At 58.9% G+C, this 15,140-nt stretch carries 17 protein-coding genes; 9 read left to right on the top strand and 8 right to left on the bottom strand.

Going from position 1 to position 15,140, the window contains the following annotated elements; genetic code table 11:
* Nucleotides 1-28 precede the first annotated feature (28 nt).
* A complete protein-coding gene (locus tag H7698_RS27180) occupies nt 29-421 on the top strand; it encodes a GFA family protein (RefSeq protein WP_194693423.1) in 393 nt (130 codons plus the stop codon).
* A 1,618-nt stretch (nt 422-2,039) separates the two neighbouring features.
* On the top strand, nt 2,040-2,465 hold the full coding sequence (locus tag H7698_RS27175) for a DUF2628 domain-containing protein (protein WP_194693422.1): 426 nt from the start codon (nt 2,040-2,042) through the stop codon (nt 2,463-2,465).
* Nucleotides 2,466-2,496: 31 nt separating this feature from the next.
* On the opposite strand, the gene H7698_RS27170 is transcribed toward H7698_RS27175, so the two are convergent.
* The 3 genes from H7698_RS27170 to H7698_RS27160 are packed head-to-tail and all read right to left on the bottom strand — an operon-like array spanning nt 2,497 to nt 5,430.
* Entirely contained in the window at nt 2,497-3,675 is a 1,179-nt protein-coding gene (locus tag H7698_RS27170; protein ID WP_194693421.1) for a GGDEF domain-containing protein, read from the bottom strand.
* Between the two features lie 48 nt (nt 3,676-3,723).
* Nucleotides 3,724-4,428 carry a class I SAM-dependent methyltransferase gene (locus H7698_RS27165; RefSeq protein WP_194693420.1) on the bottom strand — a complete coding sequence of 235 codons (705 nt, stop codon included), beginning with the start codon at nt 4,426-4,428 and terminating at the stop codon, nt 3,724-3,726.
* Between the two features lie 60 nt (nt 4,429-4,488).
* On the bottom strand, nt 4,489-5,430 hold the full coding sequence (locus tag H7698_RS27160) for a DMT family transporter (protein WP_194693419.1): 942 nt from the start codon (nt 5,428-5,430) through the stop codon (nt 4,489-4,491).
* A 74-nt stretch (nt 5,431-5,504) separates the two neighbouring features.
* On the opposite strand from H7698_RS27160, the gene H7698_RS27155 reads away from it, so the two are divergent.
* Nucleotides 5,505-6,359 carry a LysR family transcriptional regulator gene (locus tag H7698_RS27155; protein ID WP_194693418.1) on the top strand — a complete coding sequence of 285 codons (855 nt, stop codon included), beginning with the start codon at nt 5,505-5,507 and terminating at the stop codon, nt 6,357-6,359.
* Here H7698_RS27155 and H7698_RS27150 read toward each other — a convergent pair whose 3' ends face one another.
* From H7698_RS27150 to H7698_RS27140, 3 genes are all read right to left on the bottom strand, one after another.
* Entirely contained in the window at nt 6,360-7,694 is a 1,335-nt protein-coding gene (locus tag H7698_RS27150) for an amidohydrolase (protein ID WP_194693417.1), read from the bottom strand. It abuts the gene before it with no gap.
* A gap of 349 nt (nt 7,695-8,043) precedes the next feature.
* Nucleotides 8,044-8,736: an RES family NAD+ phosphorylase gene (locus tag H7698_RS27145; protein WP_194693416.1), complete on the bottom strand. Its 693-nt coding sequence runs from the start codon at nt 8,734-8,736 to the stop codon at nt 8,044-8,046.
* The gene (locus H7698_RS27140) at nt 8,730-9,134 is read right to left on the bottom strand and encodes a hypothetical protein (protein ID WP_194693415.1); all 405 of its coding nucleotides are present in this window, start codon (nt 9,132-9,134) and stop codon (nt 8,730-8,732) included. Before H7698_RS27140 ends, H7698_RS27145 begins: the two co-directional genes overlap by 7 nt.
* Nucleotides 9,135-9,324: 190 nt before the next feature.
* Between H7698_RS27140 and H7698_RS27135 the strand changes: the two genes are divergently transcribed.
* Genes H7698_RS27135 through H7698_RS31485 form a run of 4 tightly spaced genes read left to right on the top strand, consistent with a single transcriptional unit; the run spans nt 9,325 to nt 12,255 of the window.
* Nucleotides 9,325-9,759 carry a hypothetical protein gene (locus H7698_RS27135; protein ID WP_235992968.1) on the top strand — a complete coding sequence of 145 codons (435 nt, stop codon included), beginning with the start codon at nt 9,325-9,327 and terminating at the stop codon, nt 9,757-9,759.
* Nucleotides 9,756-11,216, top strand: coding sequence for an ATPase domain-containing protein (locus H7698_RS27130; RefSeq protein ID WP_194693414.1), 1,461 nt, complete (start codon nt 9,756-9,758; stop codon nt 11,214-11,216). Before H7698_RS27135 ends, H7698_RS27130 begins: the two co-directional genes overlap by 4 nt.
* 9 nt (nt 11,217-11,225) lie before the next feature.
* Nucleotides 11,226-11,675: a hypothetical protein gene (locus H7698_RS31490; protein WP_235992967.1), complete on the top strand. Its 450-nt coding sequence runs from the start codon at nt 11,226-11,228 to the stop codon at nt 11,673-11,675.
* 13 nt (nt 11,676-11,688) lie between these two features.
* Nucleotides 11,689-12,255, top strand: a complete 567-nt coding sequence (locus H7698_RS31485; protein ID WP_235992966.1) for a sensor histidine kinase — start codon at nt 11,689-11,691, stop codon at nt 12,253-12,255.
* Here the strand turns inward: H7698_RS31485 and H7698_RS27120 are convergent.
* The gene (locus H7698_RS27120) at nt 12,235-12,639 is read right to left on the bottom strand and encodes a GFA family protein (RefSeq protein ID WP_162440266.1); all 405 of its coding nucleotides are present in this window, start codon (nt 12,637-12,639) and stop codon (nt 12,235-12,237) included. The genes H7698_RS31485 and H7698_RS27120 overlap by 21 nt on opposite strands.
* A 109-nt stretch (nt 12,640-12,748) precedes the next feature.
* Between H7698_RS27120 and H7698_RS27115 the strand changes: the two genes are divergently transcribed.
* Entirely contained in the window at nt 12,749-13,315 is a 567-nt protein-coding gene (locus H7698_RS27115; RefSeq protein ID WP_194693413.1) for a nucleotidyltransferase family protein, read from the top strand.
* A 54-nt stretch (nt 13,316-13,369) separates the two neighbouring features.
* On the opposite strand, the gene H7698_RS27110 is transcribed toward H7698_RS27115, so the two are convergent.
* Nucleotides 13,370-14,185: a DUF1206 domain-containing protein gene (locus tag H7698_RS27110; protein ID WP_194693412.1), complete on the bottom strand. Its 816-nt coding sequence runs from the start codon at nt 14,183-14,185 to the stop codon at nt 13,370-13,372.
* Nucleotides 14,186-14,329: 144 nt separating this feature from the next.
* Here H7698_RS27110 and H7698_RS27105 point away from each other — a divergent pair, with 144 nt between their 5' ends.
* A complete protein-coding gene (locus tag H7698_RS27105) occupies nt 14,330-15,067 on the top strand; it encodes a DUF72 domain-containing protein (RefSeq protein WP_194693411.1) in 738 nt (245 codons plus the stop codon).
* The last annotated feature ends 73 nt before the right edge of the window (nt 15,068-15,140 follow it).

Raw genomic sequence — 15,140 nt, 5'->3', positions numbered from 1 at the left:
TGCCATAGGTTTTCAGAGGAGGTGCAGCATGGAGCGATTCAACGGTGGTTGCCTGTGTGGCAACGTTCGCCTCGAGGCGATTGGTCGGCCTTATCGGGTGGGCCTGTGTCATTGCCTCGACTGCCGCAAACACCACGGGGCCTTGTTTCACGCGAGCGCCATATTTCCTCAGGAGGCGGTGACCATCGAGGGCGAAACACGGGACTACGCCGGTCGGTTTTTCTGCCCTCGTTGTGGCTCCTCGGTCTTTGCGCGAACCGACGACGAAATCGAAGTGAACCTGGGGTCCCTCGATGCACCGGACCAACTCACGCCGACCTACGAGAGCTGGATCGTGCGGCGTGAATCCTGGTTACCGTCGTTTCCGTTGACGAGACGGTATGAGCGCGATCGTGAAAATCCGGGTCGACTGGAGGAGTAGGTCTGCTCGCGATAGCGGCCTGAGAGCCGACCATTCTCTCCCGAATGTCACCCGATCAAGTGTGGGAGCTGGCTTGCCAGCGATGGCGGCCTGATAGCCGACCGATTCTTTCCTGATGTAACCGGATCAAACTGTAGGAGCGAGCCTGCTCGCGATAGCGGTCTGATCGGCGGTGAAATTCTTGCCGGTGTACATATCCATACCTGCGGTTACGGCTTCTATCGGTTTCGCTCTTACAGCGAGTCACTTGGAAGAGCGCCAAGTAACCAAACGCTCTTGCCCCTTTCGTCCGGTGCCTCGCCTGGGCTCGGCATACCCTCGCTCCGGTCCTGCTCCGTGGGCCCGCCGCGATCGGCCATCCATGGCCGTGCGCGGCTAACCCGGCATCCATGCCGGGTTGCCCACTGCGCAGAACCTGCGCTCGGCCTGCCGATGGGGCAAGAAGATCAAAAGCAGATCAAAGGCAGATCAAAGGCAGATCAAAGGCAGATCAAAAGCCAAAACTAGGCGGCCTGACAGCCGACCATTCTCTCCCGAATGTCACCCGATCAAGTGTGGGAGCTGGCTTGCCAGCGATGGCGGCCTGATAGCCGACCGATTCTTTCCTGATGTAACCGGATCAAACTGTAGGAGCGAGCCTGCTCGCGATAGCGGTCTGATCGGCGGTGAGATTCTTGCCGGTGTACATATCCATTCCTGCGGTCACGGCTTCTATTGGTTTCGCTCTTACAGCGAGTCACTTGGAAGAGCGCCAAGTAACCAAACGCTCTTGCCCCTTTCGTCCGGTGCCTCGCCTGGGCTCGGCATTCCCTCGCTCCGGTCCTGCTCCGTGGGCCCGCCGCGATCGGCCATCCAAGGCCGTGCGCGGCTAACCCGGCATCCATGCCGGGTTGCCCACTGCGCAGAACCTGCGCTCGGCCTGCCGATGGGGCAAGAAGATCAAAAGCAGATCAAAAGCAGATCAAAGGCAGATCAAAGGCAGATCAAAAGCCAAAATTAGGCGGCCTGACAGCCGACCATTCTCTCCCGAATGTCACCCGATCAAGTGTGGGAGCTGGCTTGCCAGCGATGGTGGCCTGATAGCCGACCGATTCTTTCCTGATGTAACCGGATCAAACTGTAGGAGCGAGCTTGCTCGCGATGGCGGTCTGATCGGCAGTGAAATTTTTGATGGTGTACATATCCATTCCTGCGGTCACGGCTTCTATTGGTTTCGCTCTTACAGCGAGTCACTTGGAAGAGCGCCAAGTAACCAAACGCTCTTGCCCCTTTCGTCCGGTGCCTCGCCTGGGCTCGGCATACCCTCACTCCGGTCCTGCTCCGTGGGCCCGCCGCGATCGGCCATCCATGGCCGTGCGCGGCTAACCCGGCATCCATGCCGGGTTGCCCACTGCGCAGAACCTGCGCTCGGCCTGCCGATGGGGCAAGAAGATCAAGATCAACAGCAAATCAAAAACAAAGCGAGGCGACCTGACAGCCGATCCTTTTCTCCGATGTACCTGAATCGTAATCATTGCATTTGAAATGAGAGTACTGTGGGTCGGCAGCACACGACACACCGCACTTTTAAGGAAGTCTGGAAGAAACACACCATTCAGGGACTACAGGGAATTATCGAATGAGCACGACAGATCAAGTGCAGGACCACAGCAAGTACAGCGCGAAATGGCAGGAGCGTTTTGCATTTTTCGATACCTACGGTGCGCCGAATGCGCCGGGATACAAACCGGCACTCCAGCAGCTTCCCTTTAAACGGAAGATAACCATCAACGCAAACATTATCGCGTTCTTCTTTGGCCCGATTTACCTGTTTGTGCTGGGACTGTGGAAAAAGAACCTGACGCTGATTGCGATCATTATTGCGCTCACCCTCGTGCTGGATGTTGTCTTCGCGCTGGTCGAGTTCAGCTATGCCAAGCAGGTCAACTTTGCCGTAGGGTTTGCGATGAACATGTTGTATGCACTTTCCACTAACTACGCTTATTACCTGAAGGAACAGAAGGGCGAGCAGGGTTGGAATCCGTTCAAGGGCATGCGCTGGTAAGTCATCTGCACAAGCGCCTGGGAGCGGCGAGTCAACGAGTCCACTGTGCCTCGCCACTCGCGCGGGTCCGATCGACCAGGCGGATGCTGTTGCGTCCGCCGCGTTTGGACTCGTAGAGCGCAGCGTCACATTGCTCGATCGATGCCGCCAGGCTGGCAGGCGGCTGATCGAACAGGCTGGCGCCGATGCTCAGGGTGACCGGTTCAGGCGTGGCAAATGTCTGGACAGCCGCTTTATGAAACTCTTCACGCAGCGCGCTACCCAACGTCTCAATGCGTTCGGTCGATGCGTTTTTCAGCAAAATCACGAATTCGTCACCCCCCAACCGGGCGGCCAGCGCGCCTTCCGGCAGTCCCGAACGAATCATTTCGCTCAGTGCGACAAGCAACCGGTCACCGGCAGTATGGCCGTACAAATCGTTGACCAGTTTGAAGTTGTCGATGTCGATCAACAACAAGGCACCCGGCCGCTCGGTCGAAGCTTTCTCCATGAGTCGCGGCGCTCGCATCTCCAGGGCGCGGCGGTTGTACAGGGCGGTCAACGGATCACGGGAGGCCAGCCGTGCGATCCGTTTCTCCCGGCGATAGCGCTCGGATCCGGTCATCGACAACGCAATCAGCATGATCGCCATCGCACCTTCGACCAACGAAATCTGGATGATCTCGCCACGCAGGGCAGCAAGATCGATCAGCGTGCCCGGAACCACCGCCGTTAATGCCTTGACGAGGTAGAACAGGCCGTGGATCAGCAACACATAGCGCAGTTGTCCCGCTCCCACGCTCAGGGATTTGCCGTGGGGGCGCAGGAGCATGCTTGCCTTGAGCGTCGGCAGGGCAACCAACAGCGAATTGACCAGCAGCATGACCTTCGACCAGGGCTGCTCCCCCGGCAACATCAGCATGGCGATCCATGCGACAAAAATCAGGTACCAGGCGCGCGACAGTCGCGCCTGTGTGAAGCGCGCAACGCCCATCAGGAACAGCCAGTGAGCGGTCACCAGCAGACCGTTGGCAAACCAGATGCCGATCAGTAAAAGGCCGCTTCCGCGCAGCAAGGCCAGGGTCGATCCCACGGTGATCGTCGCAAAACCCGCGCTCCAGAACAGCAGCGAGGGCTCCCGAACGTTGCGCCACTCAATCGCCAGGTACAGCGCGGCGGCCGCGGCGAGGGCGATGGACAGTATCAAGAGGGTGGGAGGGTCGAGCGCCATAGCCTGACGGGGTGCCTGATTGGAAATGAAGGGCGCGATTGTAAGCGTTTAAGATGAATTTTCGCAGGGTTGGCCGTCGTCACGTATTCGTTGCTCCGCCACCAGCAAAAGCGACTGCGGCAGCGGACTTTGCGGGTGCTGGGGTTCCTGCACACTGGCGAGGCGAAACCCGGCCATGTCCAGCGCGTTGACCCAACTGGACAGAGTCCGGAAGTACCAGGGCATGGGCTGCCAATCCCCTTTGAACCCCTCGAACGTTTCTTCTCGCCACCCATCCTGATAGTCGCCGCCTGCTGCGGCCCATGGATGCAATGTCTGGATCAGCAGTGCGCCACCCGGGGCGAGCAGGGCATTCATGGCGGCGAGCAGAGGAATGATGTCCTGATGCAGCAGGGCGAAGTTGGCGCAGATCACGTCATACGCATTGCCAATGTCGACCTTCGCCGCCACCAATTCTTCATAGTTCGCCAAGTGCACCCGGCAGGCGCTCGAGGTGCGTGCAAACTCAACCAGCGTAGCGTCGCCATCCACACCGATCGCTTCGATGGAGCGTTCGCTCAACGCACGCAATAGCCAGCCTTCACCGCAGCCCAGGTCGAGTGCGCGCTCGGGCTGACGGCCCAGCACTGCCAGCAGGATGGCCTGGTCGGTGACCTTGAGGCGGCTGTCGATGCTGCCGGTTCGGATAGCCTCTATCCAGGAGTGGGCGTTGTGGTGCCAGCTGTGGAGGAGGGTGGATTCGGGATCATGCATTTCGCTGTCCGGTGTGGTTGCCTGGAGAAAAGAATAGGACAGGTACGGAATCAGCGAACATCAGTTTTGGCGCGATGTTTGCCGACCCTCCGAACGCACCACCAGCCAGATGCCAATCCCTGACACGGCCATGCCTGCGATCATTTGCCATGACAACGGTTCATCGAACATGGCCCAGGCCCAGAGCATCGTCACGGGTGGGCTCAAGTACAAGACGCTGGCGACTCGAGTGGCCGTGGCGCGGCGCAGGCAGATCCAGTAAAGCCCATACCCGCCGAGCGTCGATAAACCGACCGTCCACAGCACGCTCAGCGCAAACCCTGTGTTGGCTATTGGCATCAAGCTGCCCTGCGCGCCCTCGACGACGGCGAATGCAACGCTGGAGACCGCACATTGCAGCCAGAGGTTGGGCAGCAGCCCCAGGGATTGCGAAGCGGGTAAATGCTTTTGCCAGAGCGTCGCCACAGCGAGCGACAGCATGCCCAGCAGCGGCAAGCCGTAAGCCCACAGAGGCGCGTTGCCCCATCCCAGCGCGCCATGGGTCACCAGCACCACCCCGATAAGGCCGATGACCAGCCCCGCCCAGACTTGCCAGACCATTCGTTGCCCAAGGACGACCGCCGCGAGCAAGGCCATGCCCATCGGCAGCAGGTCCGCGAACAGCGCCGCAAGTCCCGCCGGTACGCCCAGGGCAATACCTTGCACGACACCGGCCAGATAGCCCGCCATGGCCAGAAGACCGATGCCTGCGTTCTTCAACAGCACGGCAAGCGAGGTCTGGCGCAATGGCCTGGCGACGAAAGGAAACAGGATGAGCGTGACCACGACACAGCGCCAGAACACCACCAGCAAGGGTGGCGCGTAATCAAGCGAGAATCGCGCACCGACGAATCCTGAGCTCCACGTCAGAATCAACCCGGCCTCAAGCAAGGGCAGGGGAAGCGTCTGGCGCCGGTCAGGCGTGGCTTGCTGATGACATGAAATCGGAGTGTGCTGGTTCATCGCCACAGGCTACGAAATCAGCGTAATCTAATAAATCAAAATTAAATGCATGAGTCATTCACGAAGACGGAATCATGACAGCGATCCTCGATATTGAGCTGGTGCGTACCTTTCATGCTGTGGCGCGGATAGGCAAATTCAGTGCGGCAGCCGAGCAGTTGCACAAGAGCCCGGCAGCGGTGAGTGTGCATATCCAGCGGCTTGAAGCAGTCGCCGGCGGCCGCTTGCTCAATCGCGATAATCAGTCAGTCTCCCTGACCGCGCTGGGCAAGCGCCTGCTGGTGTCGACGACAGAATTGCTGTGCACCCACGACCGGGTGCTGGCCGACCTGCATGGCACCCATTTGTCAGGGCGCATCACCTTGGGCGTGCCCGACGAATATGCCACGCACGTGATCCGCGACATCCTGCCGACATTCGCCGCCGCCTGGCCCAACGTGGTGCTGGAGTTAAAGACAGCGCCCAGTTATGCGCTGCGTGATCAGGTGCTGCGGGGAAGGCTTCAGGCCGCTGTGATTGCGCAACCCGAGGGGCAGTCGAGCGCGCAGGCGCAGTTACTGGTCTCCACCACGCCTGTCTGGGTGGGGCCGGCCAATACCCCGATGGCCACGACGGATCCACTGCCGCTGGCCGTGCATGCGGCGCAATGCCCTTATCGGCAAGCCATGATGGAATCGCTCAAGCACAGTGGCCGACGCGCTCGCGTGGTGCTGGAAAGCCCCTCTAATCAGGCCATCAAGGCCTGCGTGGAGGCCGGGCTGGCGATCAGTTTGATCGACCGCGCCCGTGTGACGGAAAACATGCAGATCCTCGACGGTTTTCCCGCCATACAGGCGCACGAGATTGTGTTTATGCGTTCGCTGTCATCAGCCGGCGATGAAGCGGTGGACCTGCTTTCCCATGCCCTGCAGCAACGCTTTCGGCTTTAGTCAAGGTGTCACAGCCGATCGCCCGGGATAGTTCATGACGAACTGCACATGCGCCTTCACGCCAGTGGCGAGGGTGGCGTCATCGGCGGTGAAGTAAGGGCTGTGGTTGTTCGGCGCCTTGCTCATGTCCTGGCCTTCGGGCGTCGCGCCAAGGAACACGAAGAGTCCGGGCACCTTGCGCGCGTAGTAAGAGAAATCTTCGCTGGGTGACAATGACGCCTCAAGCCGCTCGACTTTGCCCGGCGCGGCCAGTTCCAATGCCGGCACCATGGCCTCGGTGAGTTTCGGGTCGTTGGTGGTCACCGGTGCGTTGTTCACGAGCAGCAGCTTGGCTTCGGTTTCATATGCGCTGGCGATGCCGCTAACCAGTGGTGGCATTTTTTGCAGGAGGGTTTCGCGGATATCGGCGTTGTTGGTGCGAATGGTCCCGGTCATCTCCAGAGTCTCGGGGATGATGTTCGCCGCCGAGCCGGAATTGATCGTGCCGACGCTGATCACGCCCATGCCCTTGGTCAAATCGATGCGCCGGCTGACCAGGGTCTGCAAGCCGCTGATGATGCTCTGGCTGGTGACAATCGGATCGATCCCGCTCCAGGGCGCGGAGCCGTGGGTCTGTTGCCCCTTGAGCGTGATGCGGAATGAATCGCTGCTGTTGAGCACGGTCCCGGACTTGTAATAAAGGTGCCCGGTCGGGTATCCCGCCATCACGTGCACGCCGAATACCGCTTCGACCTTCGGTGAGTCGAGGGCGCCATCGCGGATCATCGCTTGCGCGCCGATCAGGGTGTCGGTCTGGAATTCGTCGACGTCCGCAGCGCCTTCTTCGGCCGGCTGGAACAGGAACACCACCGTGCCGCGAACCTGATCCCGATGTTCGGCCAGTACCTTGGCGGCACCCAGCAGCATCGCCGTATGGGTATCGTGGCCACAGGCGTGCATCACCGGCACGCTCTTGCCTAGCCTGACGCTCGTCGCCTGACTGGCGAAGGGAAGGTTGGTCATCTCCTTGACGGGCAACGCATCCATGTCGGCACGCAGGGCTACCACAGGACCGGGCAAACCACCTTTCAGGACACCGACGACGCCGGTCTTGCCGACTTGCGTGCGCACCTCGATGTTCGATGCCTTGAGACGCTCGGCGACCAGGGCAGCGGTTTTGAATTCGAGGTTTCCCAGTTCCGGATGCTGGTGGATGGTGTGACGCAGATCGATGACTTCCTGATTGACCGAGGTGACCGCTGGGTCCACCCAATTGAGGTCGGCGGCCTGGCTTGAAGTGGTGGCAACGGCAGCCAGCAAGGCCAGACATAACGGGGTTTGGATCGGACGCTTCAAAGTGATTTCTCGCTTATGTTTTTGTTGTGGATACACAGTTGCAGCGCCCAAGGGTATGACGTGGTCAACGAGGGGACAAAGGCAGTTGACCGGTAATCGCACAGCTTTTTGCTTTTTAATAAACCTCCCAATTTGGTGCATCATCGCGACACTGAAACGTGCTCGATATGGATAATGATCTGCAGAAACTGGCTATTGCGGACGAGAAATTGTTGGCTGTCAGGCCGCCATCGCGAGCAGGCTCACTCCTACAATTGGATCTTCGCCGGGTGCGGGATTTTGTGCGCGCCACCAATCCCTGTAGGAGCTGAGCTTGCTCGCGATGAAGAGGGCAGATGACCGGTCTCGATCACGCTTCGCTGATTTTATTGACCCCGGTGATCTGCCCGTTCCAGATCATTTCATAATGGGCCGTCTGGATAATCTGTGAGACCGGCCTGGGTGTCATCAGTGCCCAGCAGTAGCCACCTTGCAGGCGCACCGAGTGATAACGAATGCCGGGGCAACGGGCCTCTTTGATGGCCTTGCCCAAACGATGGGAATGCGAGTAATCGTCCGGCGCGTAGATCGGATCTGTGCTCGCGATGGAGTTGGCATCTTTCATCGCCGTATTGATGAAGGAGCAGGACAAACCCCGGAATACAAACCGCTCATAGTTCAGGCCCCGGACTTTCGACCAGTACAAACCCTGGTGATGCTGCACTTCGGCGAGCGCGGTTTCCATGGATGCTGCCAGGTACAACACGCCAAAGCTGCCATCGCTGAATCGTGAGCCGGCAGGGTTGACGTGGGTGAAGGGGGCTATTGCGTAAGAGCAGCCAGGAATACCGAAAGGGATCTCGCTTCGCGCAATCATCTCAAGCTGACCGATTTCGTTTTTCAGCCTGGGATTGGTGAGCGCCTGCAACTGATACAGCACCTCGAATTCTTGCGCGTCGGCGACGTCATCGAACAGGTCGATGGGCGGGAATTTCGAGTTGACCAGCCGATAAGCCTGCAGCAGTTCGCCAGTGAACTCGGGCAGCTGCTTCAGCGTCACCATTGCGCGCCTCGCAGCACGTCGATGCGGCGGAAGGTTTCATACAGCGAAATCATGTCGCCCTGAGACATGATGTCCAACGGAGTACGCCCGTTGAAAAACTCGTTCGCATTGGGCATCGCCGGGAAGCCATACACATTTTCGGGATTATCAAACACCAGGCGCAGCGCCGCGTGGATGTTGAGCACAAAGCTGATGCGCTGCATCTGATCGGCGTCCAGCAACACGGACCAATCAGGGTCGCGTTGCTTCGCGCGGGTATGGGTGCTGCGGGATATACGCAGGATCCGGCAGGCCTGTTCGCTGGAAGCGCCCCACTTTTCGATGATGCCGACGGCCGCGCGAAGGCCGGTGACACATTGGCTCTTGGAAAATGCTTGTGCTTGAAGGGTAACGGCCATGAAAACTTCCTTAACGCTTAATCTATAGACTAATTTATAGTCTTATTGAATCTACAGATCAAGCTGGAAAAAGAAAGTTCTGATGCGCATCAACGTTTTCGGTCACCCGCCCCAACGAGGTGTTTATTAACGTATCAAGGCCTGACAGAGGGTGTACTATCGAGTTCTGACCATCAGATATCAGTTTGCCATGACCGCGCAAAGCGAAGAGAGCCGCCAGATCGTAGCTTCTCTGGCGCACCGTGTGGGTCCCAACGCTGACATTGCCAGGATCGCCCAGGCGCTCGTTACCACCTTGCAGGATATGGGCGCAGCCCTCACGCCCATCATCGGCCAACAAGGGGTTGTCGCGCTTTATCGCCGCAGCATCCACCTGTGCGCCTCAAACCATCCACGTCTGGCCGGCACCTACGACAGTGTGCAGTCGACGCTGGATCTTATTGCCCTCAAGTCCGTGCTCGTTGAACAGAGCGAAACCGATGGATTGTTTTTCGGTGAAGTGCTGCTGACCACGTTTTACGAGTTGTTGACCACGCTGATCGGGCCCTCGCTCACCGCACGTTTGCTTCGTGACGTGTGGGGACCTTCTTTGAGCGACACCCCTTCGCAGGAAATTTCGCCATGAGCACCAAAGTAACGATCAACCGTCTGGCCACCGGCGTGCCAGGCCTGGACGAGGTGCTGGGTGGAGGTCTGCCGGAATTTTCGTTCAACCTGATCGCCGGCCCGCCAGGTTGCGGCAAAACCACCTTGGCGCACCAGATGATGTTCGCCCTGGCGACACCGGAACGCCCTGCGTTGTTCTTTACCGTGCTCGGCGAGCCGCCATTGAAGATGCTGCGTTACCAGCAGCAGTTCGACTTTTTCGACAGCGAAGCGATCAACCATTCGATTCGCTACATCAACCTGGCGGACGACACCCTGGCCGGCAACCTGGACGAAGTCCTGCGGCGCATTGTCAGCGAGGTGGAAACCCATTCCCCGGCGCTGGTGTTCGTCGACTCGTTCCGTTCAGTGGTGCTGGCCAGCCAGACCCAGGACAACCCGAACAACAACCTGCCGCAGTTCGTCCAGCAACTGGGCATGTTGATGACGACCTGGCAGGCCACGACCTTCCTGATCGGCGAGTACTTTACCGAAACCGACACCAACCCGATTTTCACCGTGGCCGATGGCCTGATCTGGCTGCGTCAAAGCGTTCAACGCAACTCCATGGTCCGCAAGATGGAAATCATGAAGATGCGCGGCCAGCCGACGCTGCCAGGGTTGCACACGTTCCGCATTGCCACGTCGGGGATCAAAGTCTTTGCGCCGGCAGCACACCACCTTGTTGATACGCCGCTGGAGTTCCCTGTCAAGCGCTTGAAGATGGGCGTGCCGCAACTCGACAAGATGCTCGGCGGCGGGTTGCCTCGGGGTTATTCACTGTTGGTGGCGGGGCCGTCGGGTTCGGGCAAAAGTATCCTCGCCGCGACCTTCCTTGCCGAAGGTGCGCGCAACGGGGAAACCGGTGTGATTGCGGTGTTTGAACAGCGTCCCAACCATTCCCAGAACGCTACGTTGGCCAACCTGATCCAGGCCGGCAAAGTGGGCCTGGTGGACAGTCGCGCACCCGACCTGTCCATTGATGAAATCGTCCAGTTGCTGCTCAGCGAAATCGACCGGTTGAAAGCAACTCGCGTGGTGATCGATTCGCTGTCGGGCTTCGAGCTGGCGCTGGCACCGACCTTCCGCGAAGACTTTCGCGAGTCGCTGTCGCGCATGGTCACTGCATTGACCGGCGCGGGCGTCAGCGTGCTGATGACCTCGGAACTGGAAGACCGCTATACCGACTTGCGATTCAGTCCTTACGGCACGGCGTTTCTCACCGATGCGATCATCGTGCAGCGCTACATTGAAGTGCAGAGCCGCTTGCTGCGCATCATGGCCGTGGTCAAGGTACGGGCCAGTGCTCACTCTGATGAGTTGCGCCTGTATCGCGTCGACGATAACGGGTTGCAGATCGGTGAGATGCTGCCCGATCAGGAAGGGTTGCTCGGTGGCCGACCAACCCGGCAGCACACAGTCCTCGACAATGGATGAGCCAAGATCATGAACGGGACCGATAGCCGGAACGAGGAAGCGCTGGCATTTGCCACTCGCGAATTGTTCCTGCTCGGTCAGAAAACCGTGGAAGCGCGAGCCGTACTGGCGGCGCTGCAAAAGGAGTTGAGTGACACCAGTAGCCGGCTGGTGGATAGCCAGCAGGTCGAACAGTTGATCGAGGCCAATCAACAGCTGGTGCTGGCGATCCTGCTGGCCCAGTCCGATGCAGAAAAATCACAGCGTACCGAGCAAGAGCAGCAGATGCTCCTGGAGATGCGCGAAGCCAACGAACAACTGGTGATCGCCGCCCTCAGCGCGCAACAGTTGCAAGCGTCGGCTGAGCACTCGCTGGAGCAGCAACGCAACATCCTGACCCTCGTCGCCCACGAATTGCGCAACCCGCTGACGCCCATCAGCATGATCGCCGGCCGGCCGGCTGGTGCGGGTGCCCAGTGATGAGCTGCCGCGCATGCAGAAGCTGATCGAAGGTCAGGTTCGGCACATGTCACGGCTGGTGGATGATTTGCTCGATGTCTCGCGCGCCAGTACCGGCAAGCTGCGTCTCAACTGCTGCTTGATCGACATGGTGCCGATCATCCTGGACGCGATCGAGGTGTGCCGCCCGCTGATGACGGCGCATCATTTGTTGTTCACCGCAGAGTTACCCGAGCAAACGCTGGCGGTAGACGGCGATCCCGTGCGGCTTACACAAATCCTTGGCAACTTGCTGGGCAACGCCGCCAAATACACGCCCGCAGGTGGCGTCGTCACGCTTGCAGTCACGGTCGAAGGTGACAGCCTGACGATGAGCATTCGCGACGATGGCATCGGTATTTCGGCCAAGGCGCTGCCGTTCATTTTCGAACCCTTCGTTCAGGACGTTCATGCCGTCGGCTTCAATGGGGCCGGCCTGGGCATTGGCCTGACGGTGGTGCGCGAATTGGTCGAGGCTCATGGCGGTACCGTGATCGGCATGAGCGACGGCGATGGCAAGGGCAGCGAGTTCGTCGTGACCTTACCCTTGGTAAGCCGTTAACGGTTCGTCAATCGGATACCAAGACGCTTTCGACTCGACGTGCACATGTTTGTGTTTCTTGATCAGAAGCGCCGTGTCCAGCGTGCTGATCGCCACCGATACCCAGTCCGAAAAATCACCCTTCGAGTCAGACCAGAACAGCGAAGACCCGCACTCGCCACAAAACTGTCGCGCGACCCCTTCAGACGAATGAAAGGTCTTGAGGACATGCATGCCCCGGTCAATCGACAGCGTCGAGCGAGGTGCGCTGGCATAGCTTGCAAACGCTGCCCCGTGACCCTTTCTGCATTGACTGCAATGGCAATGCGTAACGGCTTTCAGCGCGCCCGACACGTGATAGGTGACGGCGCCGCACAGGCAGCTTCCTCGGTGCAGTTCATCCATGATGCTCGTGATCCCGGGAATCGAAAGGCGCTATTTTAGTGGCAAGAACGCTGACGTTTCTAATGTATTGTCCGTCTCCAGGGATTTTCATACCGGACAAGGAGTGCGCATGACACTGACCACCCAACGCTTGATCGACATCGCCATGACCAACCCGGCAAACGCCGAGATACTCAAGCGTTTGCCCGCGCTTGGCCTGAACCAGTGCATGCTCACCGCAGGCTGCCTGTTTCAGGCGGTCTGGAACCATCAGGCTGAGCGACCCGTTGCATGGGGCATCAAGGACTATGACGTTTTCTACTTTGATGAGGACGTGTCATGGGAGGCCGAGAATGACGTCATCCAGGCCGCCGGCGCACTGTTCCACGACCTCGATGTGAGCATTGAAATCAAGAACCAGGCACGGGTTCACCTCTGGTACGGCGAGCGGTTTGGCGGGGCGTATCCCCAGCTGAACTCGGCGAAGGAGGGGGTTGATCGATACCTGATCGCGGGAACCTGTATCGGCGTCGACGTACCGACGGGCGAGGTGTATGCGCCTTATGGATTGAGTGACATCGAGGAAGGTCTGTTGCGGATCAACCCGGTCAACCTTCAGCGGCATCTGTTCGAGCAGAAGGCCAGGAGTTATCAGGTGCGCTGGCCGTGGCTGAAAATTCTGGACCCGGACACTTAACTCGCCCGAGCCCGCGGTGTCCTTATCTCAACCTTCAACAACAGCACCTGTCGACTACGACCCAGAAACCCCCGGCACATCCATATTTATTTTTCGCCAGGCCGCTTCGGAAAAACTGTAGGCCGAAAAGGCAATCAACCCCAGCGCCATCACCATCAGAATCAAAGCGCCGGCTGGCAGGTTCTGAAGAGCATCAAGGGCTTCCTTCAAGCCCGGGGGATTCGTGGCTTCAAACCGGGAACCGCTCATCGCGAGCAGCAGGGCGATCTCGATAAACACCACGCCTCGGGCTATCAGTCCAAATCGAGACACCGGGCGTATGTAACGCATTACATCTTCGTCAGCTTCAAAGTACTTCTCGAAGGTCGCCTTCCATCCTTTGATGATGTGAGCAATGCCGACACCCAATGGCACGAGTGCAACGAGGTAGACCAACACGTTCGAGTGATCCCAGGACAGAAGATGCGCCAGTAAATCCTTTGTGTTCTCACCTCCGGAGCTGCCTGAACTGCGAAGGCCGGTGATGAGCAGGCCCAATGCAAAAAACGCAAGGGCACCGTTAACCAGACCTCCCGCCAATAAACCTGCACGAATCACCCAACCCTTGAGTTGCGTACCGTGATGATCGACGTCGCGAATCGCTTGCAGAACTCGCCATCCGGCGAAGGCCAGCAAACCGGCCACGACTAGGCCGACCAGGACATATCCGAATGGCTGGCTTAACAGCGCCTCCAGGCTTTTGTGACTGTCTTTGGGTTTTGTTGAGTCATGAGCCGCCAACAGAGCGAAAATGCCAATAATCAGATAAAGAACACCTCGAGCGGCGTATCCGCCCCGAGCGAGTAAGACAAGCGTGTTTTGAGCGAGCATTGGAGTATTTCCGAGAAGTTATACAAGAGCAGACCCATCGCTTGGGGAGGGGTTCGATAAACCGATTTGTTTGAACGATGTTGAAGGGGCGGTAATCGATTGAACTAAGGTGAAAAAAACCGGTTACTGAGCGAGGCCAATCACATGCCACCTGTCTACGTCGGTTGTGCCGGCTGGAGCTTGCCTCGCGAGCATTGGTCGCTGTTCACGGCTGACGGCACCCACCTGCAGCGATACGCGTCGCAACTGACGGCGGTCGAAATCAACAGTTCTTTCTACCGCCCGCATCGACCTCAAACCTATGCGCGCTGGGCCGAATCGGTGCCGGCGACGTTCCGGTTTTCGGTCAAAATGCCAAAACTCATTACCCATGTTCAGCGCTTGCAGGACTGCGAGTCGTTGCTGGAGGAATTCCTTTCCCAATGCACCGCGCTCGGGGACTCGCTGGGCTGTTTGCTGGTGCAGTTGCCGCCGTCGCTGGCCTATGACGAAGCCGTAGCCGACGCATTCTTTAGCGCGTTGCGCCAGCGTTACGCTGGCCCGGTGGTGCTTGAACCCCGGCACGACAGTTGGCTGAACGCCCACGCGCTGCTGGTCGAACAGCGCATCGGGCGAGTGGCGGCTGATCCATCGCCTATCCCGGGCGGTGACGCACCGGGCGGCTGGCCGGGGATTCAGTACTGGCGCTGGCACGGTTCCCCGCGCATTTATCACAGCAACTATGACCGCGACCGGCTGGAAAATCTGGCGCAACAGATGCGCCAGGCGGCGCAAGCCGGGAGCGTGATCTGGTGCATCTTCGATAACACCGCCAGCGGTTTTGCAGTGAGTAACGCGATGACTTTGCGCGCCATGCTGGCCGACCCTGACCACAGGTCGTAAAGAAACAGTCGTTTGGAAATCGCCTTCAATTACCCGCTCACCCGGTCGATAACCTGTTCAGAGAAACCATCCG

Source organism: Pseudomonas sp. p50(2008) (assembly GCF_015351605.1).
Taxonomy (GTDB): Bacteria; Pseudomonadota; Gammaproteobacteria; order Pseudomonadales; family Pseudomonadaceae; genus Aquipseudomonas.
Note: the sequence above shows the minus strand (reverse complement) of the source record. Positions and strands in the feature narration are given on the sequence as shown.

What these genes read in the sequence shown, in the direction of transcription:
- H7698_RS27140 (WP_194693415.1), bottom strand. Translation starts at nt 9,134, where the DNA reads ATGGCCGTTACCCTTCAAGCACAAGCATTTTCCAAGAGCCAATGTGTC.
- H7698_RS27155 (WP_194693418.1), top strand. Translation starts at nt 5,505, where the DNA reads ATGACAGCGATCCTCGATATTGAGCTGGTGCGTACCTTTCATGCTGTG.
- H7698_RS27105 (WP_194693411.1), top strand. Translation starts at nt 14,330, where the DNA reads ATGCCACCTGTCTACGTCGGTTGTGCCGGCTGGAGCTTGCCTCGCGAG.
- H7698_RS27175 (WP_194693422.1), top strand. Translation starts at nt 2,040, where the DNA reads ATGAGCACGACAGATCAAGTGCAGGACCACAGCAAGTACAGCGCGAAA.
- H7698_RS27160 (WP_194693419.1), bottom strand. Translation starts at nt 5,430, where the DNA reads ATGAACCAGCACACTCCGATTTCATGTCATCAGCAAGCCACGCCTGAC.
- H7698_RS27130 (WP_194693414.1), top strand. Translation starts at nt 9,756, where the DNA reads ATGAGCACCAAAGTAACGATCAACCGTCTGGCCACCGGCGTGCCAGGC.
- H7698_RS31485 (WP_235992966.1), top strand. Translation starts at nt 11,689, where the DNA reads ATGCAGAAGCTGATCGAAGGTCAGGTTCGGCACATGTCACGGCTGGTG.
- H7698_RS27170 (WP_194693421.1), bottom strand. Translation starts at nt 3,675, where the DNA reads ATGGCGCTCGACCCTCCCACCCTCTTGATACTGTCCATCGCCCTCGCC.
- H7698_RS27165 (WP_194693420.1), bottom strand. Translation starts at nt 4,428, where the DNA reads ATGCATGATCCCGAATCCACCCTCCTCCACAGCTGGCACCACAACGCC.
- H7698_RS27180 (WP_194693423.1), top strand. Translation starts at nt 29, where the DNA reads ATGGAGCGATTCAACGGTGGTTGCCTGTGTGGCAACGTTCGCCTCGAG.
- H7698_RS27115 (WP_194693413.1), top strand. Translation starts at nt 12,749, where the DNA reads ATGACACTGACCACCCAACGCTTGATCGACATCGCCATGACCAACCCG.
- H7698_RS31490 (WP_235992967.1), top strand. Translation starts at nt 11,226, where the DNA reads ATGAACGGGACCGATAGCCGGAACGAGGAAGCGCTGGCATTTGCCACT.
- H7698_RS27110 (WP_194693412.1), bottom strand. Translation starts at nt 14,185, where the DNA reads ATGCTCGCTCAAAACACGCTTGTCTTACTCGCTCGGGGCGGATACGCC.
- H7698_RS27135 (WP_235992968.1), top strand. Translation starts at nt 9,325, where the DNA reads ATGACCGCGCAAAGCGAAGAGAGCCGCCAGATCGTAGCTTCTCTGGCG.
- H7698_RS27120 (WP_162440266.1), bottom strand. Translation starts at nt 12,639, where the DNA reads ATGGATGAACTGCACCGAGGAAGCTGCCTGTGCGGCGCCGTCACCTAT.
- H7698_RS27145 (WP_194693416.1), bottom strand. Translation starts at nt 8,736, where the DNA reads ATGGTGACGCTGAAGCAGCTGCCCGAGTTCACTGGCGAACTGCTGCAG.